This window comes from Pseudomonas sp. LP_7_YM, assembly GCF_004364435.1.
Lineage (GTDB): Bacteria > Pseudomonadota > Gammaproteobacteria > Pseudomonadales > Pseudomonadaceae > Aquipseudomonas.
In genome coordinates, this window is the sequence record NZ_SOCT01000003.1 from 47,510 (window position 1) to 71,947 (window position 24,438).

Below are 24,438 nucleotides of genomic sequence, written 5' to 3' on the forward strand. Positions count from 1 at the left end.
ACCTGTCGCAAGATTCATTCGGCGCACTGGCCTGTGCTTTGTGATCCGGGCCATTCGCCCAAAGCAGACTTTGTCGCAGAGGGCGACGAACACGCCATCTTTGGTTCGGTCTTCATCCAACGTCACTGCTCCGCCTCGGCTACCCTCGAACGTTCAACCAAGCGAGGGAGTGCTAAAGATGAACGACATACAGGTGACGACCAAATACCCGATCCTGCTGGTGCACGGCCTGTTCGGTTTTGATCGCATCGCCAATTTCGACATGTTCTACGGGATCGTCCAGGCGCTGGAGAAAGCCGGATGCCGCGTCCACGTCCCGGCTCTGTCAGGGGTCCACGACAACGAGACTCGCGGCGAGCAACTGCTGCTGCAAATCGAGAGTTTTCTAAAGCGCTCCGGCTATCTGAAGGTCAATCTCATCGGTCACAGCCAGGGAGCGCTGACCTCGCGCTACGCTGCGGCCGTACGCCCTGAGCTGATCGCTTCCGTGACTTCGGTCAGCGGCCCGAATCACGGATCGGAAGTCGCCGATCGGGTAAGAGAAGCGTTAACGCCGGGTAAGTTGCCCGAACGACAGGCAGCAAGACTGGTTAGCGGGTTCGCCCACTTTTTGGCGTTGCTCAGCGGCAACCCCGGGCTGCCACAGGACCCTGTGCGCGCGCTGGACGCATTGACCACCGAAGGCGTCGCGCACTTCAATCTCAAGTACCCCCAGGGGCTGCCCGGGGAATGGGGCAGTGATGGTGCGGAACAGGTAAACGGCGTGAATTACTACTCCTGGAGCGGCTGCATTCAAGGTTCGCTTCGCAGTGAAGGGCAGAATGCATTGGACCCTCTGCATTTGGCATTGCGTGGTTACGCGCTGCTTTTCAAACGCGAGACAGCTCAAAACGACGGTCTGGTCGGACGCTACAGCTCACACCTGGGCAAGGTCATTCGCTCCGATTACCCCCTCGATCACGTCGACGCGATAAACCAGACGGCTGGGCTGGTGCGCAAGGATGTCGATCCAGTGAAACTCTACGTCGATCACGCGGCCTTCCTCTACGCAAGGGGCCTGTAGCGCCAGCCCGTGATGATCGCGTTCGGGCTGTAAGTCGGAACTTTCTCGGGAAAAGCCTCCCTTAATCCGGTAGGCTCTTTCCTTTTTTTGACAGGAGTACACCCCATGGCTAAAGCCACTGCCCGCCACATCCTTGTTTCCAGTGAAGACAAATGCAACGAACTCAAAACTCAGATCGAAGGCGGTGCCGATTTTGCCGAAGTCGCGAAAGCCAACTCCAGCTGCCCTTCCAGCCGTCAGGGCGGTGATCTGGGCTCGTTCGGTCCGGGCCAGATGGTCAAGGAATTCGATACCGTCGTATTCAGCGCACCAGTGAATGTCGTGCAGGGCCCGGTGAAAACCCAGTTCGGTTATCACTTGCTGGAAGTCACCAGCCGTCAGGACTGATCCTGCCGACTGTGCGCTTCCAACGGCCCGCCCTGAAAAGCGGGCCGTTCTTGTTTACCAAGCAGGAAAAAACCATCACTTGTGGATTGAGGCAAAGAAATTGCTTTTGTAATAGGGTTAACCGGTTTGCAGACACGCCAGCGCTTGGCAAGCCCTGGCTTTCCTATCAAGAAGTCAGCAGCGACGAGCATTGTGCGGTTACAAAGGTCGCGGTGTTGCGGTAACGTGCCACCGGAGGTAACGCATTAGAAACCTGCAAGAAAAAACTTCGGCGCAGGCCACACGCCAGCCCATGACCTTCAACCCTGACGTTGCGCCAAGACGTCAGTCAGGATTCGTGTAATGCGTTTTGTCTGTTCATCGCTGATCGTCGCAACACTGGTCTTTATCTCAGGTTTCCAATCCCTGTCCGCTGCACCTCAACATGCGTTGACGGTCTATGGCGAGGCCCCGCGCTACTCCGCAGATTTCAAGCATTTCGACTATGTGAACCCGCGCGCCCCAAAAGGCGGCAGCATGCGCCGGTCTGCGCAGGAAATCGGTCAGTACGACCACATCATGCCCTACCTGGACAAAGGTACTGGCGTGTCTCAAGTCAATGGCCTGCTCTATTCGCCACTGGCCGTGAAATCGCTGGATGAGCCTTACACGGTGTACGGCCTGATCGCCGGAAAAATGGAACGCGCCGCCGACGGCATGTCGCTGCGCTTCTTCCTCAATCCCAAGGCGCGATTCTCCGACGGCACTCCCGTTACTGCCCAAGACGTGCGGTTTACCTACGATCTGCTGATGACCCAGGGCAGCCTGTCGTACCGCACCGAGTTTGGTGATGTCAAAGGCGTGGAAATCGAATCGCCGACGCAAATTCGCTTCGACTTCAAAAGCAACGAAAACCGCACGCTTGCCCTTGATCTGGCTTCTCTGCCCGTGCTGCCCGAACATTATTGGAACGGCAAGGACTTCGCCAACGGCGGCGGTTTCGAGATCCCGGTCGGCAGTGGTCCGTATCGCATCGGCAAGGTCGATCCGGGCCGCAGCATCACCTTCGAGCGCGACCCGGACTGGTGGGCCAGGGACTTGCCGGTTAACCGGGGCATGTACAACTTCGACCACTTCAGCGTCGAGTACTTCGGTGATACCGATGTCGCCCGCCAGGTGCTGCGCGGCGGCGGGTACGACTACAACCGCGAGTACTCGGCCACCGGTTACTCCATCGGCTACGACAGCCCGGCCCTGACGGAAGGACGGCTACAGCGGGCACATCTGGCCAAGGGTGCAGTGCAAAGCTCTCAAGGCTTCGTGTTCAATCTCGACCGGCCCAAATTTCAGGATCGCCGCGTGCGTCAGGCGCTGGCCCTGCTTTGGGATTTCGAGTGGACCAATAAACAGATGATGCGCAATGTCTACGTGCGCCAGAACAGCTATTTCTCCAACAGCGACCTGGCCGCTACTCAGTTGCCTACCGAATCCGAGTTGCGAGTGCTAGAGCCCTTGCGCGGCCAGGTGCCACCCGAAGTCTTTACCAGCGTATTCCAGACACCCAGCACCGACGGCACCGGTTTTATCCGCGATAAGCAACTGCAGGCACTGGCCCTGCTGGAAGAAGCCGGATGGATGCCCAAGGGCGACAGACTGGTGAACGCTGAAGGTGAGCCGCTGAGCTTCACCTTCCTCAACGGGCAAAGCGGTTTCGAAAAGATCCTGCTTCCATACAAACGTAATCTGGCGCAGATCGGCATCGACTTCGAAATCCGTCGCATCGATTCGGCCCAGTACCTGAATCGCGTCATGGCCCGCGACTACGACATGATCGTGACCGGGTACGGTGTATCGACCTCGCCGGGCATGGAGCTGTACAACAACTTCGGCTCGAAAGTGGCCAGGGACTCGGGCTCAAGCAACTACATGGTGCTGCGCGATCCGGCCGTCGACAGCTTGATCAACGGCCTGGCCAAGGCAGACACAAAACCGGCCATGATCGACTACGCCCATGCACTGGACCGCGTCCTGCAATGGGGCTTCTACTGGATCCCCAACTACTACCCGCCAGGCTCCTCCACGGTCTGGTGGAACCGTTTCGGCATTCCCAGGATACAAGCGAGCAACAGCGAAGCGATCGACACTTGGTGGGAGATCGCTCCGCAGGCGCTGACAACTGAACAATTTACCCAGCAACGGGGCGCCTCGGCCATTCCTTCGGAGGTGAAGTAATGCTCGGCTACCTGACGCGCCGCCTGCTCCTGATCATCCCTACGCTGCTGTGCATTCTTCTGGTGAATTTCTTTATCGTGCAGGCGGCGCCCGGCGGGCCGGTGGAACAGGCCATCGCCAAGCTGCAAGGCGTGGCTGGCGGCGCCATAGGCGCTGGCCATACCGAAACCATGAACACCGGCCAGTCCCGCGCCAGTCGCGGCCTGGATGCCAGACTGATCAAGGAAATCGAGCACCAGTACGGCTTCGACAAACCGCTGCATGAACGCCTGTGGCTGATGCTCAAGAACTACGCAACTCTGGATTTCGGCAACAGCTTCTTTCGCGGCGCCAAAGTCACTGACCTGATTCTGCAAAAAATGCCAGTGTCGATCTCTCTTGGTCTATGGGCGACGCTGATCACCTACCTGGTGTCGATCCCGCTGGGCATTCGCAAGGCAGTCAAACATGGCAGTTATTTCGATATCTGGAGCAGCACCGCAGTCATCATCGGTTACGCGATGCCCGCGTTCCTGTTCGCCATGCTGTTGGTGGTGCTGTTCGCCGGTGGCACCTCGCTTAGCTGGTTCCCTGTGCGCGGGCTGGTTTCGGAAGACTTCGATCAGATGACCATGCTGGGCAAGATCGCCGACTATTTCTGGCATCTGGTGCTGCCCGTGGCATCACTGGTCATCGGTGGCTTTGCGACGCTGACCATTCTTACCAAGAACTCCTTCCTTAACGAAGTCACCCGCCAATACGTGGTCACGGCTCGTGCCAAGGGCTTGAGCGAGCGCCGCGTGCTTTATGGGCACGTATTGCGCAACGCGATGCTGTTGGTGGTGGCGGGTATTCCGCAGGCGTTCATTAGTGTGTTCTTCGCGGGTTCGTTGATGATCGAGGTCATTTTCTCTCTCGATGGGCTGGGCCGCATGAGCTACGAGGCGGCCGTGTCGCGAGACTATCCGGTGGTGTTCGGTTCGCTGTTCATCTTTACTCTGTTCGGGCTGCTGATAAAACTGATCGGGGACATCTGCTACACCCTGGTCGACCCGCGAATCGACTTCAGCGCGAGGAATGCCTGATGCGCAGACTGTCTCCGGTAGCGCGTCGCCGTTTCGAGCGCTTTCGCAACAACCGCCGCGGCTGGTGGTCGCTGTGGTTGTTCTGCGCACTGTTCGCCATCAGCCTGTGCGGTGAACTGATCGCCAATGACAAACCCCTGGTGCTCAGTTATCAACACGAGCTGTACTTTCCGGCGTTCAAACGGCACACCGAGCAAGAGTTCGGCGGCCAGCTACCCTTCCAGCCGGACTATCGCAGCGACTACGTACGCCAGCTGATCAGCAAGGGCGACGGCTGGATGCTGTTTGCGCCGATCCCGTTCAGCGATGACACCCCCAACTATGACCTGAACAAGCCCGCGCCAAGCCCGCCGTCGGCGATCAATTGGCTGGGCACCGACGATCAGGCCCGTGATGTGTTGGCCCGGGTGATCTTCGGAGCGCGGGTGTCGATCCTGTTCGCCTTGGTACTGACGGTTATCAGCGCCGTCATCGGCATCGCCGCCGGGGCTTTGCAGGGCTATTACGGGGGTTGGGTCGACCTGATCGGTCAACGCCTGCTGGAAGTGTGGTCCGGGCTGCCTGTTTTGTACCTGCTGATCATTCTCTCGGGCTTCGTGGAGCCGAATTTCTGGTGGCTGTTGGGGATCATGGCGCTGTTCTCGTGGCTGGCACTGGTGGATGTGGTGCGTGCCGAGTTTCTGCGCGGGCGCAATCTGGAGTACGTCAAAGCGGCCCGCGCTCTGGGCTTGAATGACCGCAAAGTCATCCTGCGCCACATTCTGCCCAACGCAATGAACGCAACCCTGAGCTACCTGCCGTTCATTCTCACTGGGGCCATATCAACCCTCACCGCCCTGGATTTCCTGGGATTCGGCATGCCCGCCGGCAGCGCATCACTGGGCGAGCTGATCAGCCAGGGCAAACAGAACCTGCAAGCGCCCTGGCTGGGCTTCACTGCATTCTTCACCCTGGCGCTGATCCTCTCGCTGCTGGTGTTCATTGGCGAGGCGTTGCGTGACGCCTTCGATCCGAGGTCCTGACGTGGCTGAAACTCTCATTGAAATCCGGGACCTGTCGGTGGCGTTCGGCGGCAACAGGGTGGTCAGAAACATCAGCCTCGACATCCCCGCAGGCGAATGCCTGGCGCTGGTGGGCGAGTCAGGCTCCGGCAAGTCAGTCACGGCGCACTCCATCCTGCAACTGCTGCCCCAGGCGGGCACTGTCACCACCGGCAGCATCCGCTATCGCGGACAGGAACTGCTGAGTGCCGATGGCAAGACGATGCGGCGTCTTCGCGGTAACCAGATCGCCATGATATTTCAGGAGCCGATGACCTCACTGAACCCCCTGCACACGGTGTCCCGGCAAATCGGTGAGACGCTGCTGCTGCACAAGGGCCTCAGTGGCAAGGCAGCGCAGGCACGCATTGTCGAATTACTGGAGCTGGTCGGCATCCAGCACCCAAAAAAGCGTCTGAAAGCCTACCCCCATGAGTTGTCCGGCGGCCAGCGTCAGCGGGTAATGATCGCCATGGCCCTGGCTTGCGAACCCGAGTTGCTGATTGCCGATGAGCCCACCACTGCGCTGGACGTCACCGTGCAACGCAAGATTCTGTTTTTGCTCAAGGAATTGCAGCAACGCCTGAACATGTCACTGCTGCTCATCAGCCATGACCTGAACCTGGTACACAGCATCGCGCAGAAGGTCTGCGTGATGCGCGCTGGCGAAATCGTTGAGCAATCCAGCTGCCAGACGCTGTTCAGACACCCGCAGCACCCTTACAGCCAATTGCTGCTGGACGCCGAACCGGCTGGCGAACCGCTGCCTCGCGACACCCGCGAAAAGGTACTTGAAGTCGACAACCTGCGCGTCTGGTTCTCGTTGGGAGGCGGTATCTTCAATCGCCATCAGGAATACCTCAAGGCCGTGGATGACATCAGCCTGAGCATCGAGCGAGGCAAAACCCTGGGCATCGTTGGTGAATCCGGCTCGGGGAAATCGACACTTGGCCAAGCCATCCTGCGCTTGCTGGAATCGCGCGGCAGTATCCGCTTCAAAGGACACTCGCTCGACAACCTGAACCAGAAGCAGATGCGTCCTTGGCGCAAGCAAATGCAAGTGGTGTTTCAAGACCCTTATGGCAGCCTCAGCCCCCGCATGTCGGTGGCGCAGATCATCAGTGAGGGCCTGGAAGTTCACAGTGAACTGGACAAGGTGCGCTGCGAAGCCGAAGTGATTCGAGTCCTGGAGGAGGTCGGCATCGATCCGTTGAGCCGACATCGGTATCCCCATGAGTTTTCCGGTGGACAACGCCAGCGCATCGCCATCGCCCGCGCGCTGGTGCTCAAACCTGCCTTGATTTTGCTCGATGAGCCGACTTCGGCCCTGGACCGCACCGTGCAGAAGCAGGTGGTGGCCCTGTTACGCCAACTTCAGGAAAAGCATGGCCTGACGTATCTGTTCATCAGTCACGATCTGGCGGTCGTCCGGGCGCTGGCCCATGACCTGATCGTGGTTAAGGACGGCAAGGTGGTCGAGCGCGGCGCCAGTCATGATGTTTTCGACACGCCTCAGCATCCCTACACCCGAGAATTGCTCGCCGCAGCCCACCCGGATTTCAACGAGAAGGCGCGCTAGGCTTGCCCTTTCACCCATAACGCGCAGTGCTCGGCTGCGCGGCCAGCACTCAAGCGCCCGGCTCGTCCCGCTCATCCACCAGGCCCCAATCTTTCATATCGACCTGCGCGGCAGGTTGTGGCGCGGCAGGTGGCGTGCTGATAGCCGACACACCACCTTCGTCGTGCAGCTTCAGGCGCAGGCGTACGTTGTTCGCCGAGTCGGCATTCTTCAGCGCTTCCTCCTCGGTGATCGCCCCTTCGACCGCCAGATCGTAGAGCGCATTGTCAAAGGTCTGCATGCCCAGGTTGGTGGACTTTTCCATGATGCCCTTGAGTTCGGTCAACTCGTTGCGGTGGATCAGATCGCGGATGGTTGGCGTACCCAGCATCACTTCCACTGCCGCTCGGCGCTTGCCGTCTTTGGTTTTTACCAGCCGCTGGGAGACGAACGCCTTGAGGTTATTGCCCAGATCATGGAGCAGCTGAGGACGGCGCTCCTCAGGGAAGAAATTGATGATGCGATCCAGTGCCTGATTGGCGTTGTTGGCGTGCAGGGTCGAGATTGCCAGATGCCCGGTGTCTGCGAACGCCAGCGCATGCTCCATGGTTTCCCGGTCGCGGATTTCGCCGATGAGGATCACGTCGGGAGCCTGACGCAGGGTGTTTTTCAAAGCGGCGTGAAAGCTGCGGGTATCAACCCCCACCTCACGCTGGTTGATGATCGATTTCTTATGTTTATGGATGAACTCCACCGGGTCCTCAATGGTGATGATGTGCCCGCTGGCATGGCGGTTGCGATGATCGATCAAGGCCGCCAGCGACGTGGACTTACCCGAGCCGGTGGCGCCGACGAACAGCACCAGACCGTGCTTTTCCATGACCACGTCCAGCAGAACCGATGGCAGGTGCAGGTCTTCGAATTTGGGGATGTCGAGTTTGATGTTGCGGGCCACGATAGAAACTTCGTTGCGTTGCTTGAAGATGTTGATCCGGAACCGGCCTATGCCCGAGAGGGAAAGCGCCAGATTCATTTCAAGCTCACGTTCGAAATCCAGGCGCTGCTCGGCGTCCATGATGCCTTCGGCGATCAATGCGACATCGCCTGGCTTGAACGCTTCGGTGCCCAGCGGCTTGAGCACGCCATTGAACTTGGCGCAGGGCGGCGCACCGGTGGAAAGGTACAGATCAGATCCGTCCTGAGTGGCCAGAACCTTCAACAACGCCGGGAAATCCATAAGTCACACCGCACATTAAGTTTAAGAAGACCGCAGGCCGCCACTGTGTGCGACCTTCAAGCAATGGCAACGTTCGGCGCCAAGCCAGGCAGCAGCGCTACGCTCGTGCGGCCAAGGTGAAGGAAATTACCTGAAATCCGCCGGGCAAGGGCATAATGCGCGGCTTTTTTATCGAGGCGATTTTCATCATGAAAGCTCAAGCCCGCCACATTCTGGTCAAGACCTCTGAGGAGGCCGAGCAGCTCAAGCAACGCATCGCCAAGGGCGAAGCCTTTGATGTGCTGGCCAGGAAGTACTCCACCTGCCCGTCTGGCAAGCGCGGCGGCGATCTGGGCGAAGTTCGACCGGGGCAGATGGTCGGGGCCATCGATCAGGTCATTTTCAAAAAGCCCCTGCGTACGGTGCATGGGCCGGTGAAGAGCAAGTTCGGCTATCACCTGGTGCAGGTGTTTTATCGGGATTGAAGCCGTTGCGCCCGTCACTCCCGCAAAGAGTGAGTGACGGGCCTGAGCCTCAAGCCGGCATCACACTGCGTGGTATCAACGCGCCTGGATGCTGAATCACCAGGCTTGCCAGTCGGTGCCCGGCCGCCGCCGCATCTTCGGGGCTGCCGCCACGCAAGCGCCACGCCAGATACGCCGCGCTGAACGAGTCCCCCGCCGCCGTGGTGTCAATGACCTTGTGCACGGGCTGCGCCGCCACTTCATACCGCTGATTGTCCGCACACACCAGGCAACTTTGCGCGCCGCGCTTGATCACCACTTCGGCAATGCCAAGGTCCCGATAGGCCGTCATGATCTGCTCAGCGTCGGCATAGCCGAACAGGGCGAGCTCGTCGTCCTCAGTAAGCAGCGCAACGTCCACTTCATGCATCACCGCCCGATAGGCCTGCCGCGCCTGATCGACGCTGCGCCAGAGTCGTGGCCGATAGTTATTGTCGAACACCACCCGCGCGCCACGATCACGCGCATCGCCCAGGCTCGACAACAACCGCGCCCGGCCCACTTCTCCAAGCACCGCCAAGGTGATGCCGCTGAAATACAACACGTCGTACTCAGGCAGAGCCGCCAGGATGGGCTCGGCCGATGGCGTGGTAAAACACTCACGCACCGCCGCTTCATTGCGCCAATACAGGAAGCGCCGCTCGCCGTTGGCGTCGGTCTGAATGCAATACAAGCCTGGCAAACGCCCCGGCAGGCGCTGCACATGACTCAGGCCTATGCCCTCCTCGGCCCAGCTCGCGCACATGGCGTCGCTGAAGCTGTCATCCCCCAACGCGGTGACGTAATCCACCTGTGACGCCGATCCCAGCAGCCGCGAGAGATACACCGCCGTATTCAGCGTGTCGCCGCCGTAGCTCTGCCTGAGGGCGCCGTTGGCGTGCTGCTGCAACTCGATCATGCATTCGCCGATCAGGGCAACCCGGGGATGACTGTGACTGACCAACTCGCTCATCACAGACTCCTGTCAGAAGAATGTCGCAAAGGCTTCGATGACACTCAGATCGTCACCGACCAGACAGCCCGTGCGCCATTTGTCGAACGTCAGGCAGGGATGTGAAGTGCCAAAGGAGATGATGTCACCCACCTTCAACTCGCAACCCGGCGCTACCGTCATGAATGCATGCTGATCCATGACCGCAGTCACCTTACAGGCACTCACATCATCACCCTGAGCCGGGACCACGCCCGCTTTGTAGCGCTTGATGGGGCTCGGCAGGCCGGCGTCGTAGGCCACGTCACGCTTGCCCAAGGCAATCACGGCCAAACCTGGTTCCGGCATCGATTGCACGTGGGCCCAGACTTCCATGGCCGGTTGCAGTCCTTCACTCAGGTCGTGACGGCGATCCAGCACACAGCACTGCGCGTCTTTGTAGATGCCGTGGTCATGCACCACGTAGCTGCCGGGGCGCAACACGCTGAGGAAGCGCTCGCGGACCTGCTGTTTGTCGAACTCTTCGGCAATCAGGTCATACCAGGCAGAACCGGAGGCAGTCACGATCGGACGCTCCAGGGCGAATGCGCCCTTGTCCTGCAGTGTTACCGCCAGACGCACCAGAGAGGCCGCGAACTGACGAATGCCATTGACCGCCTGATCGCCATGGATCACGCCTTCATAACCTTCGATACCCGTGAGCTTCAGCGCGGGCTGCGCTGCAATGGCATCAGTCAGAGCCATGACGTCGGCCTCAGTGCGGCAACCGCAGCGCCCGCCCACCACGCCGTACTCAATCATCACATTCAGGTGCAGGCCCCGGGCGGCGAAAAATTCGCCCAGCGCCTGGACGTTGTCCGGGTGATCGACCATGCAATGGAAGTCGAACATCGAGTCGCAGAGCATGTCGGCGATGATTGCCATGTTCGGCGCGCCCACCAGTTGGTTGGCCATCAGCACACGATGAACGCCATGGGCGTAGGCTGCGCGGGCCTGAGTGGCGGTGGCCAGGGTCATGCCCCAGGCGCCGTGCTGCAACTGACGCTGAAACAGCGCCGGCACCATGCTGGTCTTGCCGTGGGGCGCGAGTTCCGCGCCGCTGTCGGTGACGAACTTCTGCATCCAGCGCAGGTTGTGTTTGAGCGCCTTGTCATGAATCACTAGCGCGGGCAGGCTGACATCCCGCACTAAGTGGTCGCCCGGGTTGGCGGCGCCCTTTTCAAGGGTGGCAATGGTCATGTCTGTTCTCCAGAATTCTTGTTTGTGTCTTGTCTGCCTGCAAGTGACGCAGTCTTTAATCGTTGACCCGCCGCCCAAGGCCATTGGCACTGTCGATCAACACGCGCCGGTAGTCGTCGTAGTGCGCGGTGGCGTCGGCACGTGGCGCGACGATGCACAGCGTCGCGACGCAAATGCCTTGCTTGTCCTTCACCGGCGCTGCAAAGCAATGGGTAAAGGTGTCGGCGATGCTGTTGAAAGAGAAAAAGCCTTCTTCGTGGGCCTTGCGGATTTCGCTTAGAAAGCTCTCCAGCGGCAGGCGTGTGCCGTCCGGAAGAATGAAGTCTTCAGGGTCGATCAGGTCGATGATCTGCTGATCGCTGAGGTGTCCCAGCAGCAGGCGACCGGACGCCGTCCACGGGATGGGTGCGTCCTCGCCGATGTCCGAGGAAATGCGGAAATGCCGGGCGCCTTCCTTCATCAGCGCGACCGTGTATTTGCGGCCGTTGAGCAGGCACATCTGCGCGGTCTCGCGGGTCTGCTCAACGATTTCATCCAGGCTCATTTCGGCCTCGCGGGTGAAGTCGAAATGGCGCAGGTGCGCCTGCCCGAGGAAATACAGTTGCCGCCCAAGATAAACGTGACCGTCCTTGCCCACGGTTTCGAGAATGCGCCGCTCCAGCAGCGAGCTGACCAGCTCATACACCGTCGATTTCGGGCTGCCGATGCCAGTGGCGATTTCGTTCGGGCGCAATGGCGTTCCCTTTTCCTTGAGGAAATCGAGAATATCGAACGCACGATCCAGACCTCGGGCACGGCGTTTGATGGTGTCTTGGGTCATAAAAGCAGTTCCCAGATAAGCGGCGCGGGTGCATAACGCACCGCTGGCCTTACAAAGACGCGTCAGTTTCCAGCGGCAAGTATCGAGCTGCAAGCGCCGCATCAACAGGGTCAGCCCGCAGCTTGAAAGCGTGCCGCTGCTTACTTCTGCTTGTAAGCGACGCAATCAATCTCGATCTTGCAATCGACCATCATGTTCGCCTGCACACAGGCCCGTGCGGGCGCGTGCTCGGGTTTAAAGTACTCGCCGAACACCTTGTTGAAACTCCAGAAGTCACGCGGGTCTTCCAACCAGACACCCACCCGGACGACATCCTCCAGGCTGTAACCGGCCTCAGTCAGAATGGCGACCAGGTTCTGCAGGGTCTTGTGGGTCTGCTCGACGATACCGCCGTTAATGATTTCGCCGTTTTCCGCTGGCACCTGACCGGACACATGCAGCCAGCCATCGGCCTCTACAGCGCGAGCGAATGGACGTGGCTGGCCGCCACCTGCTGTGCTGCCAGCGCCATAACGAATAATGCTCATGAAAATCTCCTTTGATTGAGCGTTTAAAAACGAATGTTCTTGAGGAATTCTGCCAGCCGAGCCGACTTCGGTTGCTCGAACAGCGTCTTGGGTGGGCCCTGTTCTTCGATGCGCCCCTGATTCATGAATACAATCTGGTCGGACACTTCATAGGCGAAGCGCATTTCGTGAGTCACCAGCAGCATGGTCATGCCCTCTTCGGCCAAGCCTTTGATCACGCTGAGCACCTCACCCACCAACTCCGGGTCCAGCGCCGAAGTCACTTCATCGAACAGCATCAGGCTCGGGTTCATGGCAATGGCGCGGGCGATCGCCACACGCTGTTGCTGACCACCGGAAAGCTGGCCAGGATAATGATTACGACGCTCCAACAGACCGACCCGCTCCAGCCACTTCTCGGCCAGAGCGATGGCTTGATCCTTGGACAGCTTTTTGACCTTGAGCAGGCCGAGCGTGACGTTCTGCAGGGCAGTCAGGTGCGGAAAAAGGTTGAATTGCTGAAAAGCCATGCCGGTCATGGACCGGTGCTGAGCGATGACTTTCTCTGGATGACGTATCCGCTTGCCATTGATCTCGTTGTAGCCGATGTCCTGCCCCTCCAGCCGAATGCGCCCGCCCTGAAATTCTTCCAGCAGGTTCACACAGCGTAGCAACGTGGTCTTGCCCGAACCGCTGGAGCCGATCAGGGTTACTACGTTGCCCTTGTTCATCGTAAGGTCCACGCCTTTGAGCACTTCTACAGCGCCGTAGGATTTGTGCAGCCCTTCGATGCTCAGCAGTGCCGGGGCGGCGGTTGCGATTTGAGTCTGTGTCATGGCAAGGCCACCCGTTTTTCGATTTGCCGTCCAAGAAGCTCGATGGCGTAGTTGATGACGAAGAAGAGAAACCCGGCGAACAGGTAAAACTGCAGGGTCATGAAGTTGCGTGCGATCACCTGCTGGGTGCTGAGCAGCAATTCGGCGACACCAATGACCGAGAGCAAGGTCGAGGCCTTGACGATTTCGGTAGACGAGTTGACCCAGGTCGGGAGGATCTGACGCAGCGCCTGAGGCAGCAGCACATAGCTCAGCGACTGGTTAAACGTCAGGCCGATGGCTTTGCCCGCCTCAAGTTGACCTCGCGGAATCGCCTGCAAGGCACCCCTTACGATTTCCGCGACATGGGAGCCGCAGAACAGTGTCAGCCCCAATGCGCCAGCATTGAATGCGCTGATCTGCCAGCCCAGAGCCGGGGCCATATAAAAGCAGGCCAGCACCAGCACGAAGACCGGCGTGCCGCGGATCAGATCGACATAACAGCGAAACGGCAGGCGTACCCACAGCTTGCCGTAGGTCAGGCTCAACCCGGCAAATACGCCGATCAAGGTGCCGAAGATGATCGCCAGCCCTGCGCACTGCACGCTGGTCAGAAAGCCATTGCAGAGTGCTTCGCGAGCGATCCACAGCTCATGCAGCCAGGTAGGTTGTGCGTACATGTCAGGGGCCTCCTAGCGGCGAATCGCCAAGCGCTGTTCGAGGTAGCGCAAGAGCATGGCAATGAGGTAACAGGCCGCGACATACAACGCCGTGGTCACCAGCCAGGTTTCGATCACCCGGTAGCTTTCGACGTTGATCTTGCGCGCGTAATACGTCAGTTCCGGCACGGCGATGGCGGCGGCCAGCGAGGTGTCCTTGAACAACGAGATGAAGTTGTTCGACAACGCCGGCAGCACGTTGCGCAGCATCACCGGCACGATGATGTAGGCCCGCACCTGCCACTCGCCCAGCCCGATGGCCAGCCCTGCTTCACGTTGGCCCTTGTGAGTGCTCAACAAGCCGGCGCGGAACACTTCGGTCAGGTAGGCCCCGGCGTAAAGCGACAGGGTGACGATGAACGAAGCAATCTTGTCCAGGCGAATGCCCAAACTCGGCAAGGCGAAGTAGATCAGCAGGATCAGCACCAGAATCGGCGTGTTGCGGATCACCGTGACGTAAATCGAAGACACCATCTGCAAGCCGCGATAGCGCGACAGCATGGCAAACGCTGCCGCCAAGCCGATCACACAGCCTATGGCGATGGAGATCAGAGCCAGTTCAAAGCCCAGCCCCAGCCCGGCCAGCAGACTGGGGAAGTCCCGCCAGACCGCTGCAAAGTTCAACTGATAATTCATGGTCAGTTACACCTGGGACGGGAAGCCAACACGTGCTTGCCTGCCCTTTCAATTGCAGGACGTATCACTTGTATTCCATAGGGAAGCCGATCTGTGGCGTGGGCAAATCGACGCCAAACCATTTCTTGAACGACTCGGCATAGGCCGGGAACTCCACGCCGGTCATAGCCTCATGCAGCGCGGTATTGACGAAGTTCAGCCAGTCCTGATCACCCCGCTTCACTGCACAGGCGTAGGTCTGCGGGCTCCAGGCGAAGCCGGGCGAACGGTAACGACCAGGGTTCTGCACCATCAGGTATTTGACCGAGGACTGATCGGTGGCCGCGGCGTCGGCACGGCCTGAGTTGATCGCCTGGTACATCAGATCGACGCTGTCGTACTGATCGACCTTGGCCGTGGGCAGCGCCTGATGCACCAGTTCCTCGGCGTAGACGTTCTGCAGCACAGCAACAGTGATGCCGTCACCTGCCGCTTTCAGGTCATCGATTTCCTTGTACTTGCTGTTGGCCGGAAGCAGCAGCGCCACGCCCTCGCGGTAGTACGGCAGCGTGAAAGCGACCTGTTGCGCGCGGCTGGCGGTCACGGTGATGAACTGACAGCTCATGTCGACTTTGTCGGTCAGCAGATTGGGAATCCGCGCATCGGAGGACTGCACCACAAACTCAACTTTGCTCGGGTCATTGAACAGGCCCTTGGCGACAAGGCGCGCAATGTCTATATCGAAGCCCTGCAATTTGCCATCCGCACCCTGGAAGTGCCACGGGGCGTTGGTGCTGCCGGTACCAACAACCAGGTGGCCGCGCTGCAGCACGCTGTCGAGCTTGCCGTCAGCAGCCTGAGCCGTCGTGGCCTGGATTGCCATAGCCGCGAGAACGAACGCACAGGCTTTTAGAAAAAAAGATCCGCGATGCATGTGATGAACTCCGCCGAAAAATATCTATTCCGCTATAACGGAACAATGTATGTAACAACGGAATAGATAGCAGAAAGTGTGCCACAGATCGGCAGACAGAACACGGTAACTGAAAAGCCTGAAAAATCAGGACATAAGGCAGCATTAACTAACGAGACTGCAGAGGCGCACAGCACACTTCGCTACTGTTTGCCCCAACGGTGACGTGCAGTGCCTATGCTGACCCAAGGTTGTGCAAGGAAGGCCACACAGGTGCACCGCAAGGTTTGAAGACAGGCGCTGGAGGTTCCGTGAGCCTGATTCAGGTGTTAAAACGTCACGCAATTGCAGCTCTGGCTATTTCGGCATTGGCTACGCTGCATTGACTAAGGACATGCCGCAACCTGCCGACATCCAGAGTAGGGGGAACATTGGCACCGTTAGTGCTTCAAAGCCTTTTATGAAGCTTTTGTGACGACTGCGTGACGAGGCGTAGGCAGTGCGCATCTCACAGGTCGTACGGTGGAGGAAGATCCAATGAAAGAACGAGCTACGGTGATCTGCCGTCGCAACAACCAGATTCTCTATGTGCGCAAGGCCAAAGCGCGCTGGACGCTGCCCGGCGGCAAGGTCGAGGCCAACGAGTCTCCTGCCCAGGCAGCCGCTCGGGAGCTGCGCGAAGAAACCGGATTAATCCTTCAGGAACTGGCCTATGTAACGCGCTTTGAAGGAGCGAGCGTGCTCCATCACGTATTCGAAGTGTCGGTCACGTTCATGGCTACACCTGCGCCGAATAACGAAATCGCCGATTGCAGGTGGTTCACGGCCAAGGAGCTCAATGACTTGAAGGTCAACCCCTCGGCCAAATCCATCGTTAAAGCATTTTTGAATGATGCGATTGTCTAGCCAAGCCCGACTCGGTAGCTGAGCGAACCGGCCAGGCTCAGCCGGTTTCGCTTTCTGTATCCCTACCGATTTCTACATGTCACAAACACGCAGTGCGCATCATGCAGTTAGCGACGTCAGTATTGCGTGGCCACTTCGCCTCTGGGGTTGGCCGTCAGAGCATCCGCCTTTCGGACCTCAGAGGCACGCTGCAGCAGAAAATACTCAATCGATGCCGCCAGCCACATCGAATACGTCAGTAGCTCTACACCTTCCTCAACGGTTGTTTTTGCAAGGCGCGCATAACCGTCGTCCAGGATCAGGTGCCACAAAACGCCCATCCCGAAAATCCGCGAAAACACCAGTATTCCCAGCCCCGTAGAGAAGGCGCCGAAGGCCGGCGTACGTGCGAAAGAGGCCAACGCAACAAAGGTATGGCGGCGATCACCGGTTTTGAACGCCAGGCCAATGCACACCATCGCGATCAAACTGAATGGCCAGCACCAGGCACTGTGGCTGATCGGGTCGAACAGACCGTCGAGTTCGCGCATCAGCAGGCAAGCGAAAAAGCCCCCTGCGAGGATCCTGAATCCACGCTCTTGAGATGGGCCAGGCGCCTTCCAGAAAAGCACCGCACAGGCGAACAACATGACCTCCTGAGTGATTTCAGTGAATGAGACTTCCAGAATTTGTGTACGAAATACCGCGATGTCCAACCAGATCATGCCAAAGGCAATTCCAACCAAGACCAATCTCAACAACACTCCGAGCGAGGCGATTTTCAAATCGTTTTGCGTCGTTTGCAACGTAATGCTCCACCAGTGGCCCCGGTGACCGGGGCAGAAACGTCGCACAAGGGAAACCGATTTTTACAAATAATTCACGTCTTTTTCACGAATTATGAATATTTCCAAAAATGATGGGCCGGCCATGGCAGCCATTTTTTCCCGTGTCGCACCGCAAAGAAACGCTCAGTTATGCCATTGGAAATAGCGGCAAACCTTACGTGAACCGTTTCTACCGCCCAAGGTCAATCGCCAGACGATGCGCAGCACCGTGCCCCTGTCTCAGGCGTGCTCTGCGCTCTGGATCGCTAGGTAAGGATGCCCCATGAACAGCGCTGGCATCCCCTCAGGCAGCAGCTTGAAACCCCAGACCTTTCTGAAAAACGCAGGGTTTGCCGCGTACTCTGCGAAGGGAAAGGAGAAAATCAACGCGCAAAAAAAAGGCCAGCTATAAGCTGGCCTTTTTGGTATTTCGTTTGGCTCCACGACCTGGACTCGAACCAGGGACCCAGTGATTAACAGTCACTTGCTCTACCAACTGAGCTATCGCGGAATGCGAGCTATCTTACTGATTGAAAAAGAGAAGTCAAGCAGCCCTATGAAAAAACTTCGGGCTGTGAATGCTCACTTCATGCGTGTGCCAGAGCCCGCCGAGCGCTGGCGACCCAGCACAGGAGAAACAACATGCTTGCGCCTGATCAGTTCTGGACATAAAAGCCAGGGGTCACTCAACGGGTAGTTTCAGCTGTGCTGCCGAGCAAGGCGACAATCCATTCCACTTGCTGCACCAGCGTTTGCCGTTTTTCTTCCGGGACAGCTTTTCTTGCATGGACCAGCTCCTTCAGCGTCCGCTGCTTCAGACGCAGCAGGCGCTGCCACTTGAGCAGAAACGCTGGGCTACGGGCCTGCATCTGCAGCGGCCCAAAGTAAAGCTGCTCTGGGGTGTACACCACAGGCCCTGAGCGCTCGGCGACGATAATCTCGTAATCGAAGCGATTTTCGCGCAGCAGCTCTTCGCAAACGACGCGGTAGCCATTGTCCATCAGCCACTGGCGCAAGGGCTGCTCGCCGCCGTTAGGCTGCAGTACAAGACGCTCCTGTCCACCGAGTCTTGCCTTGCCGCTTTGGAGGATGTCGCGGATCGTCGCCCCTCCCATGCCGCAGATGCTGATCGCCGTGATGCGATCTTGCGGCTCAATAGCCGCCAGCCCATCTGCCAGGCGTACGGCGATGTACTGACCAAGTCCGTTCTCATGCACCGTGCGCAGGGCCGACTGGTAAGGCGTCGATGCCACCTCGCCCGCCACCGCTGCTGCAATAACGCGGCGACGGATCAAGGCAACCGGCAGATAGCCATGATCCGAGCCGATATCCGCCAGGTAAGCACCCGTCGGCACATGGGCCGCCACGCGCTCTAGACGCATGGACAAAGTCTGTTCGTTCAATTGCTGCCCCACCCGAGTTCATGCGTCCGGCAAGTGGCTGCCGGAACGGTCGCGATTCTGTCGGGGAACGCAATGCTTTTCAAATGCCCGCCCGCAGGGATCCAGAATGAATCAGGCAAAACTCATTGGGCGATGAGGTATTCGCTTTCAGGCGTTTGAATCGACGACGTTGATCTGCGTCAGCCCGTCCCGCTTGGCCTGCTCCAGGATTTCTGCGGGCGACGCCTCGCCATCGGGCATGATCAGACTGTTCTCCGCGTCTCCGAAATGCAGTTGCAGCAGGTGCATAGCCGCCTCGTGAACCGATAGCTCCGGCTGTTTGAGCTCAAAGCGGTGCATTCGTGGTTCATCGTTGAACAGATACTCGAGCGTGTAGGTGTGCATGATGATTCCTGAGAGAAAAGGAAAAAGAGTTACAGACATCCTGACTATAAAGTCAACTTCTAGTTCGACTTCTTTCCAACCGCGCACAACTGGTCATCCTTCGTCGTGGAACGACCGCTCAGCGGCTCGCGCCTCGTTGTTCAGCCCGGCTTCTGGGGGGAGCGCTAGCCGCTCGAAGGGTTGCCCTGCCCTACCTGTCATTGGTGACATCCAGCACCTGCATCACCTTGGTAATTGCCTGTGGCAGCGATGACCCGAACAGATCTACCCTGTTACATATGAAGCATTTCCAGAGCCTTGAGGTAAGCAGTCAAGGCTCTCGGAATCTCCTCGATCAGGATCCGCCTGGACACCGCACTGTTTTCCTGCGCGATCTGAAAGGCACCCATAGGCAGCCCTATCATTGCTAACACGTAGGTTTGGCGTGCGTCAGCTGTTGCATTGGGCAATCGTAATTGAAGCACCCGCGTATAGATGCCTTCGATCCGCAGGCGCAGGTCGGGGTTACTCAAGCGATCAGCACCATCGAGCGGAAAAATCAATGAAACCAGGTCCCGGTGCTGTTCGGTGTATTGCAGGACCGGAAGGATGAGCCGAGCAATAACACCTTCTGCGCTCTGCGCAACCCAGACGCTGTCTTCAATGGCCAACAATTGGTTTGTAATGAGCGCAAGCGACTCTATATGGCGCTCGCCTAATGCCTCTAGAACTCTCTGTTTGTCCGAAAAGAAATGGTAAAGCGAGCCGATTGATGTTCCGGCTTCTCGGGCAATGCCATGCATGGTCACCTGAGCTGCACCCTCGAGCACGATCAGACGGGCGCACGCATCCAGTATCGTTGATACCCGCTCACGGCCGCGGGCTTGCTGCGGGGAGCGGAATGAAGAGGGCTTTTTTTCGGTCATGGGAAAGCGTGCATGATTCGGTCCTCCATTATGACCGAGTTAATACTCCCGTAAATGAACTAAAACTCGACGCGCCCGTCTAGTATCGCGCAAAATGCGCGGCACTTTTTCCCTAACGTTAACGAGATGATTGCGCTTGGCTGAGTACCTTGAACCGACGCCGAAATGGGAAGCCTATGAACGGCCATCGATGCCAGGTTCTCCTTCTACGCCCTATCACACCCCGCGTGTGCGTTTGGCCTACGCGCTGGTCGCCGTATTACTGGGCATCACGGGTGGCTTGGGCAATGCACTGATCAGCGCCAACCTGGGCAACATCCAGGGCCACCTGGGGCTGACCCCCTCCGAAGCTGCATGGTTGCCGGCGTCCTATCTGATGGTGAACCTGTCAACAGCGTTGCTGCTGGTTAAGTTTCGCCAGCAATATGGTCTGCGACGGTTTGCTGAAATTGGCCTGCCCGTCTATGTCCTCCTTACGATTGCCCATGTGTTCATCGATGGATTCACCATGGCGATAGTTGTCAGGGCTGCCAGTGGTTTTGCCGGTGCGAGCGTGAGTACCCTGGCGGTGATGTATATGCTACAGGCGTTCAAAAAAGCGGATATGGGCAAGGCGCTGGTGCTTGGCATCGGTATTTCCCAATTGGCCACGCCCCTTGCCTGGCTCATCTCCCCCGCGTTGCTGGACATGGGCGAATGGCATCGTCTGTATGTCTTTGAAGCGGGCTTGGCACTGTGCTGCCTGGCCGCAGTCGTGTCTCTCAAGCTGCCTCCCGGCATACGGATCAAGGCCTTCGAGCCGCTGGATTTCCTCACTTTTTTTCTGCTCGCCCCTGCGCTAGGCCTGTTTGCCGCAGTACTGACCCAAGGCCGCGTGCAATGGTGGAACACTCAACAGTGGATAGGCTATGCGCTGATCGCCGCCATTGTCTTGCTGACCATAGCGGTCATGATCGAGCACCGGCGCAAGAATCCGTTACTGCAAACCCGCTGGCTGGCTTCGCTCGAGACGATCCGCTTTGCCCTGGGCGCACTGATGCTGCGCTTTATTCTTTCCGAACAGACCTATGGTGCGGTCGGCCTGTTACAGACTCTGGGCATGGCAGCCGATCAACTCCAGCCCTTGTATGCCGTCATGCTCGCAGGACTCGTGACCGGAATACTCGGCAGCGCCCTGACGTTCAGTGAAAAGGCAACCATTCCCCAGATTCTCGTGTCCATCGTGCTCGTCGGGGTCGGTAGTTTCATGGATGCCGATGCCACCAACCTGACACGTCCGCAAAACATGTTTCTGAGCCAATTCCTGTTGTCAGTGGCTGCAGGAATGTTCATGGGTCCTCTGTTGCTCATAGGCGTGATGAGCGCGCTCAAGAACGGGCCTCATTACATGGTCAGCTTCGCGGTGCTTTTCTCGCTCACGCAAAGTATCGGAGGCCTGGCGGGGCCAGCTGCTTTGGGCTCTTTCCAAGTGTTGCGTGAAAAATATCACTCCAGCCAGATCAATGCGCATATCGACCCCACCAACCCCGTCATCGCACAGCGCCTGCAGATTCAGGGACAAATCTATGCCGCGACCCAGCCGGATCCTGTGTTACGCAATGCGCAGGGCATTGCCCAGCTGAGCCAGGCCGCCACCCGAGAGGCCAACGTGTTGGCCTTCAACGACGTCTTCCGGGTGCTGGGCGTACTGACCGTCGGTTTTCTGTGCTGGTCATTGGTGCATACCGCCCGCGCCGCACGCAAAGCGAAACCGCCGCCCACAGCCACTCCCTCCTCCGCAGTTGTGTGACTTCAATGAGCCAGACTGATCCAGAAACAAACATGAAAACCGCAAATTCGCCCACCGATGCAGCCAATGCAGGTGGGGCCTCGGTAGATCCGCCCAAAATCATCAAGCCAAGCCGTACTGCCCTGTGGCTGATGGCGGCCGTGGCGGTCGTTGGCATCGTGCTGGTCCTGTATGCCTGGCAATTCTGGCCGTTCAACAGTGCCATCAAGACGACGGAGAATGCCTATGTCCGGGGTCAGATCACCGTCATGGCGCCGCAGGTCAATGGTTATGTGTCAGAGGTGCTGGTGCGGGACTTCGAACCTGTCAAGCAAGGAACGGTACTGATACAGATCGACGATCGCATTTATCAGCAGCGCGTTGAACAAGCGGCAGCCGATCTGGACGCTCGCAAAGCAGACCTGCAAAACTCGCTGCAAACCCAGGCCTCGGACCAGGCGACACTGGCCTCCAGGCAAGCGGAGCTATTTTCGGTCGAAGCTGAGTTTGATCGTGCAAGAGCCGACGAAGCGCGGGTCAATGAGCTCGCCTCGCGAGGCTCTGTGTCTATCCGCGAACGTGACCAGATCCGCGCCACCGCCCGCGCCTCAGGCGCCAATGTCAAGAAAGCGCGAGCCGCGATCGATATCGCCAGGGAGACGGTCAAATCCACCCAGGTTTCGCGCGGGGTCTTGGAGGCTGCCGTCAGAAGCTCGCAAGCGGCTTTGCACCTGGCGCAGATCGACCTGGAAAACACCCGTATCCGGGCACCGCGTGACGGTGTGCTCAGTGAGGTATCGGTACGCTTGGGGCAATACGTCAGCGCCGGCTCGCAATTGCTGTATCTGGTACCGGAGCAGCTTTGGGTGATCGCCAATTACAAGGAAACCCAAGTTAACGACATGCTGGCCGGACAAGCCGCAACCCTTGACCTGGATGCCCTTGATGGCGCGCGACTGACCGGGCGCGTGGAGCGCTTCGCTCCGGCCACAGGTTCCGAATTCAGCGTGTTAAGGCCCGATAATGCCACCGGCAACTTCACCAAGGTTGCCCAGCGCATTCCCGTCAGAATCGAGCTGGATGCCAACCAACCCATGGCTCGACGGCTCAGACCCGGCATGTCGGTGGTTGCACACGTCGACACGGCAAGCCCGGGCGACGAAGGTAGCGCGCCATGAGTCGACCAACCTGCAGCCCGTTGCGACGCCTGGTGCTCGCAACCCTGGTCGCTTTGACGGGTTGCGCGCCCGCCAAGGCCCCGATTCCAGCGCAGGCCAAGGTCTTCCCGCCTTCACAGTGGCGAGGCCCGGCGCAGGTGCTGGCGCCGGTCTCCGCACAGTGGTGGCAAGCCTTTAATGACCCCGTCCTTAGCCAACTGGTCGATGAGGCATTGCTGCATAACAACGACGTCCTGACGTCAGTCGCGCGTGTCGAGCAAGCGCGCCAGCAAATCGGCCTGGCCCATTCGGCGCTCTTGCCCACGCTGAACGGGTCGCTCGGCGCGCAGACAACGCGCAACCTGGGCGTGACCGGCATTACTCACTCCCGGTCGGTGCAACCGGAAATCCAGGTGGCGTATGAGTTGGACCTTTGGGGACGTCTTCGCAACCTGGACAAGGCCGCTCAGCTGCAATACCAAGCCACTCAGACAGACCTGGACAATGTTCATCTTTCCGTCGCGAGCACGGTTGCACGCGCGTACATCACCTTGTTGTCGCTGGACACCCAGCTTAAGGTCACTCGCGATACTGCCGCGTCTCGACGTGATGCACTGATGGTTGCGCAGGACCGCGCCAATGAAGGCTATACCTCACAGCTGGAACTGACCCAGGCGCAGTCCGAGTACGAATCCGCCCAGCAGATGATTCCGCAACTGGAACAATCGATACGCCAGCAGGAAAACGCCATCCGCCTGCTAACAGGCACGCCGCCTGGCTACGTCTCGCGCGGCAGCCTGTTCCAGAACATCACCCCCCCTACGGTGCCAGGGATGCTGCCATCAGAGTTGCTGCGACGTCGTCCCGATATTCAGCAAGCAGAGCTTATGGTAGCGGCTTCGGATTTCAGCCTGGAAGCACGTCGCGATGAGTACCTGCCTCAGGTGCAGCTGTCAGCGGGCTTCGGTCGCCTCTATGTCAACGCGCTGGATTTCGATCCGGTCAAGGTGTGGGATTTGGGTGTCAGCGTACTGGCTCCGATTTACAGTGGCGGACGGCTTGAAGCGCAGCTTGGCGTAGCGACGGCGCAGCGAGACCAGGCCGCTTACAACTATCGGGCCGTCGCGCTCAAGGCATTCGGCGAAGTGGAGAATTCGCTGTCGGCAGTCAAGCGTTTCGAAGAGCAAATCGAGCGGATACGCACCCGGATAAACACGCTGAACCGTTCATTGAACATCGCTCGGGATCGCTATCAGGGCGGTTACTCTTCCTATCTGGAAGTGCTTGACGCTCAACGTAATCTATTCAATACCGAGTTAGCGGCGATTCAGGTCAGGGAGAGTCAACTCAATAACGTTATTTCACTCTATCAGGCATTGGGTGGAGGTTGGCGTGGCTCGAATCCGAACCAGGCGGCAACAGAGCCACGAGGGATGCAAACTAAATCAACAGCCAGCGTGCATTGATTCTAAATTGCGAAAATGGAGA

General features: G+C 58.5%; 24 protein-coding genes and 1 tRNA gene. 11 read left to right on the plus strand and 14 right to left on the minus strand.

Translation table 11 applies throughout. The annotated features are described in order from the left end of the window. Positions 1-178 precede the first annotated feature (178 nt). The 6 genes from EC915_RS09205 to EC915_RS09230 all read left to right on the plus strand — a co-directional run bounded on the left by EC915_RS09205 (position 179) and on the right by EC915_RS09230 (position 7,344). A complete protein-coding gene (locus EC915_RS09205; protein ID WP_133750229.1) occupies positions 179-1,063 on the plus strand; it encodes a triacylglycerol lipase in 885 nt (294 codons plus the stop codon). A gap of 105 nt (positions 1,064-1,168) precedes the next feature. Then, the gene (locus tag EC915_RS09210; protein WP_133750230.1) at positions 1,169-1,450 is read left to right on the plus strand and encodes a peptidylprolyl isomerase; all 282 of its coding nucleotides are present in this window, start codon (positions 1,169-1,171) and stop codon (positions 1,448-1,450) included. 342 nt (positions 1,451-1,792) lie between these two features. Then, positions 1,793-3,661 (plus strand): extracellular solute-binding protein, encoded by a 1,869-nt coding sequence (locus EC915_RS09215; protein WP_133750231.1) that lies wholly within the window; start codon positions 1,793-1,795, stop codon positions 3,659-3,661. Next, a complete protein-coding gene (locus tag EC915_RS09220; protein ID WP_133750232.1) occupies positions 3,661-4,725 on the plus strand; it encodes a microcin C ABC transporter permease YejB in 1,065 nt (354 codons plus the stop codon). Before EC915_RS09215 ends, EC915_RS09220 begins: the two co-directional genes overlap by 1 nt. Then, positions 4,725-5,747 carry an ABC transporter permease gene (locus EC915_RS09225; RefSeq protein WP_133750233.1) on the plus strand — a complete coding sequence of 341 codons (1,023 nt, stop codon included), beginning with the start codon at positions 4,725-4,727 and terminating at the stop codon, positions 5,745-5,747. The genes EC915_RS09220 and EC915_RS09225 overlap by 1 nt, the downstream gene beginning before the upstream one ends. 1 nt (position 5,748) lies before the next feature. Next, a complete protein-coding gene (locus tag EC915_RS09230) occupies positions 5,749-7,344 on the plus strand; it encodes an ABC transporter ATP-binding protein (RefSeq protein ID WP_133750234.1) in 1,596 nt (531 codons plus the stop codon). Positions 7,345-7,393: 49 nt separating this feature from the next. On the opposite strand, the gene EC915_RS09235 is transcribed toward EC915_RS09230, so the two are convergent. Continuing rightward, the gene (locus tag EC915_RS09235; protein ID WP_133750235.1) at positions 7,394-8,560 is read right to left on the minus strand and encodes a PilT/PilU family type 4a pilus ATPase; all 1,167 of its coding nucleotides are present in this window, start codon (positions 8,558-8,560) and stop codon (positions 7,394-7,396) included. Between the two features lie 188 nt (positions 8,561-8,748). On the opposite strand from EC915_RS09235, the gene EC915_RS09240 reads away from it, so the two are divergent. Next, positions 8,749-9,024, plus strand: coding sequence for a peptidylprolyl isomerase (locus tag EC915_RS09240; RefSeq protein WP_133750236.1), 276 nt, complete (start codon positions 8,749-8,751; stop codon positions 9,022-9,024). A gap of 49 nt (positions 9,025-9,073) precedes the next feature. Here EC915_RS09240 and EC915_RS09245 read toward each other — a convergent pair whose 3' ends face one another. The 8 genes from EC915_RS09245 to EC915_RS09280 all read right to left on the minus strand — a co-directional run bounded on the left by EC915_RS09245 (position 9,074) and on the right by EC915_RS09280 (position 15,642). Next, complete coding sequence (locus EC915_RS09245; RefSeq protein ID WP_133750237.1) at positions 9,074-10,015, minus strand: sugar kinase; 942 nt, start codon at positions 10,013-10,015, stop codon at positions 9,074-9,076. Between the two features lie 12 nt (positions 10,016-10,027). Beyond that, positions 10,028-11,233: an amino acid deaminase gene (locus tag EC915_RS09250; RefSeq protein WP_133750238.1), complete on the minus strand. Its 1,206-nt coding sequence runs from the start codon at positions 11,231-11,233 to the stop codon at positions 10,028-10,030. A gap of 55 nt (positions 11,234-11,288) precedes the next feature. After that, positions 11,289-12,053: an IclR family transcriptional regulator gene (locus EC915_RS09255; protein WP_133750239.1), complete on the minus strand. Its 765-nt coding sequence runs from the start codon at positions 12,051-12,053 to the stop codon at positions 11,289-11,291. A gap of 140 nt (positions 12,054-12,193) precedes the next feature. Further along, positions 12,194-12,580 (minus strand): RidA family protein, encoded by a 387-nt coding sequence (locus tag EC915_RS09260; RefSeq protein WP_133750240.1) that lies wholly within the window; start codon positions 12,578-12,580, stop codon positions 12,194-12,196. Positions 12,581-12,603: 23 nt separating this feature from the next. Further along, positions 12,604-13,395 (minus strand): amino acid ABC transporter ATP-binding protein, encoded by a 792-nt coding sequence (locus EC915_RS09265; protein ID WP_133750241.1) that lies wholly within the window; start codon positions 13,393-13,395, stop codon positions 12,604-12,606. Continuing rightward, positions 13,392-14,054 (minus strand): amino acid ABC transporter permease, encoded by a 663-nt coding sequence (locus EC915_RS09270; RefSeq protein ID WP_133750242.1) that lies wholly within the window; start codon positions 14,052-14,054, stop codon positions 13,392-13,394. The genes EC915_RS09265 and EC915_RS09270 overlap by 4 nt, the downstream gene beginning before the upstream one ends. A 12-nt stretch (positions 14,055-14,066) precedes the next feature. Further along, positions 14,067-14,729 carry an amino acid ABC transporter permease gene (locus EC915_RS09275; RefSeq protein WP_133750243.1) on the minus strand — a complete coding sequence of 221 codons (663 nt, stop codon included), beginning with the start codon at positions 14,727-14,729 and terminating at the stop codon, positions 14,067-14,069. Positions 14,730-14,793: 64 nt separating this feature from the next. Further along, positions 14,794-15,642: a transporter substrate-binding domain-containing protein gene (locus EC915_RS09280; RefSeq protein ID WP_133750244.1), complete on the minus strand. Its 849-nt coding sequence runs from the start codon at positions 15,640-15,642 to the stop codon at positions 14,794-14,796. Between the two features lie 516 nt (positions 15,643-16,158). Between EC915_RS09280 and EC915_RS09285 the strand changes: the two genes are divergently transcribed. After that, entirely contained in the window at positions 16,159-16,527 is a 369-nt protein-coding gene (locus tag EC915_RS09285; protein ID WP_133750245.1) for an NUDIX hydrolase, read from the plus strand. 116 nt (positions 16,528-16,643) lie between these two features. Here the strand turns inward: EC915_RS09285 and EC915_RS09290 are convergent, their stop codons facing one another. From EC915_RS09290 to EC915_RS09310, 5 genes are all read right to left on the minus strand, one after another. After that, a complete protein-coding gene (locus tag EC915_RS09290) occupies positions 16,644-17,231 on the minus strand; it encodes a hypothetical protein (protein ID WP_177413363.1) in 588 nt (195 codons plus the stop codon). A 537-nt stretch (positions 17,232-17,768) separates the two neighbouring features. Further along, positions 17,769-17,844: transfer RNA gene (locus EC915_RS09295), tRNA-Asn, on the minus strand. A gap of 175 nt (positions 17,845-18,019) precedes the next feature. Beyond that, positions 18,020-18,736: a tRNA (adenine(22)-N(1))-methyltransferase TrmK gene (locus EC915_RS09300; RefSeq protein WP_305955395.1), complete on the minus strand. Its 717-nt coding sequence runs from the start codon at positions 18,734-18,736 to the stop codon at positions 18,020-18,022. A 147-nt stretch (positions 18,737-18,883) separates the two neighbouring features. Further along, positions 18,884-19,120 carry a hypothetical protein gene (locus EC915_RS09305; RefSeq protein ID WP_133750247.1) on the minus strand — a complete coding sequence of 79 codons (237 nt, stop codon included), beginning with the start codon at positions 19,118-19,120 and terminating at the stop codon, positions 18,884-18,886. A gap of 272 nt (positions 19,121-19,392) precedes the next feature. Further along, positions 19,393-20,025, minus strand: a complete 633-nt coding sequence (locus EC915_RS09310) for a TetR/AcrR family transcriptional regulator (RefSeq protein WP_133750248.1) — start codon at positions 20,023-20,025, stop codon at positions 19,393-19,395. Between the two features lie 190 nt (positions 20,026-20,215). On the opposite strand from EC915_RS09310, the gene EC915_RS09315 reads away from it, so the two are divergent. Genes EC915_RS09315 through EC915_RS09325 form a run of 3 tightly spaced genes read left to right on the plus strand, consistent with a single transcriptional unit; the run spans position 20,216 to position 24,416 of the window. Then, positions 20,216-21,814, plus strand: coding sequence for an MFS transporter (locus EC915_RS09315; RefSeq protein WP_133750685.1), 1,599 nt, complete (start codon positions 20,216-20,218; stop codon positions 21,812-21,814). A gap of 32 nt (positions 21,815-21,846) precedes the next feature. Beyond that, positions 21,847-22,971 carry an HlyD family secretion protein gene (locus tag EC915_RS09320; RefSeq protein WP_133750249.1) on the plus strand — a complete coding sequence of 375 codons (1,125 nt, stop codon included), beginning with the start codon at positions 21,847-21,849 and terminating at the stop codon, positions 22,969-22,971. After that, positions 22,968-24,416: an efflux transporter outer membrane subunit gene (locus tag EC915_RS09325; RefSeq protein ID WP_133750250.1), complete on the plus strand. Its 1,449-nt coding sequence runs from the start codon at positions 22,968-22,970 to the stop codon at positions 24,414-24,416. Before EC915_RS09320 ends, EC915_RS09325 begins: the two co-directional genes overlap by 4 nt. Positions 24,417-24,438: the final 22 nt, after the last annotated feature.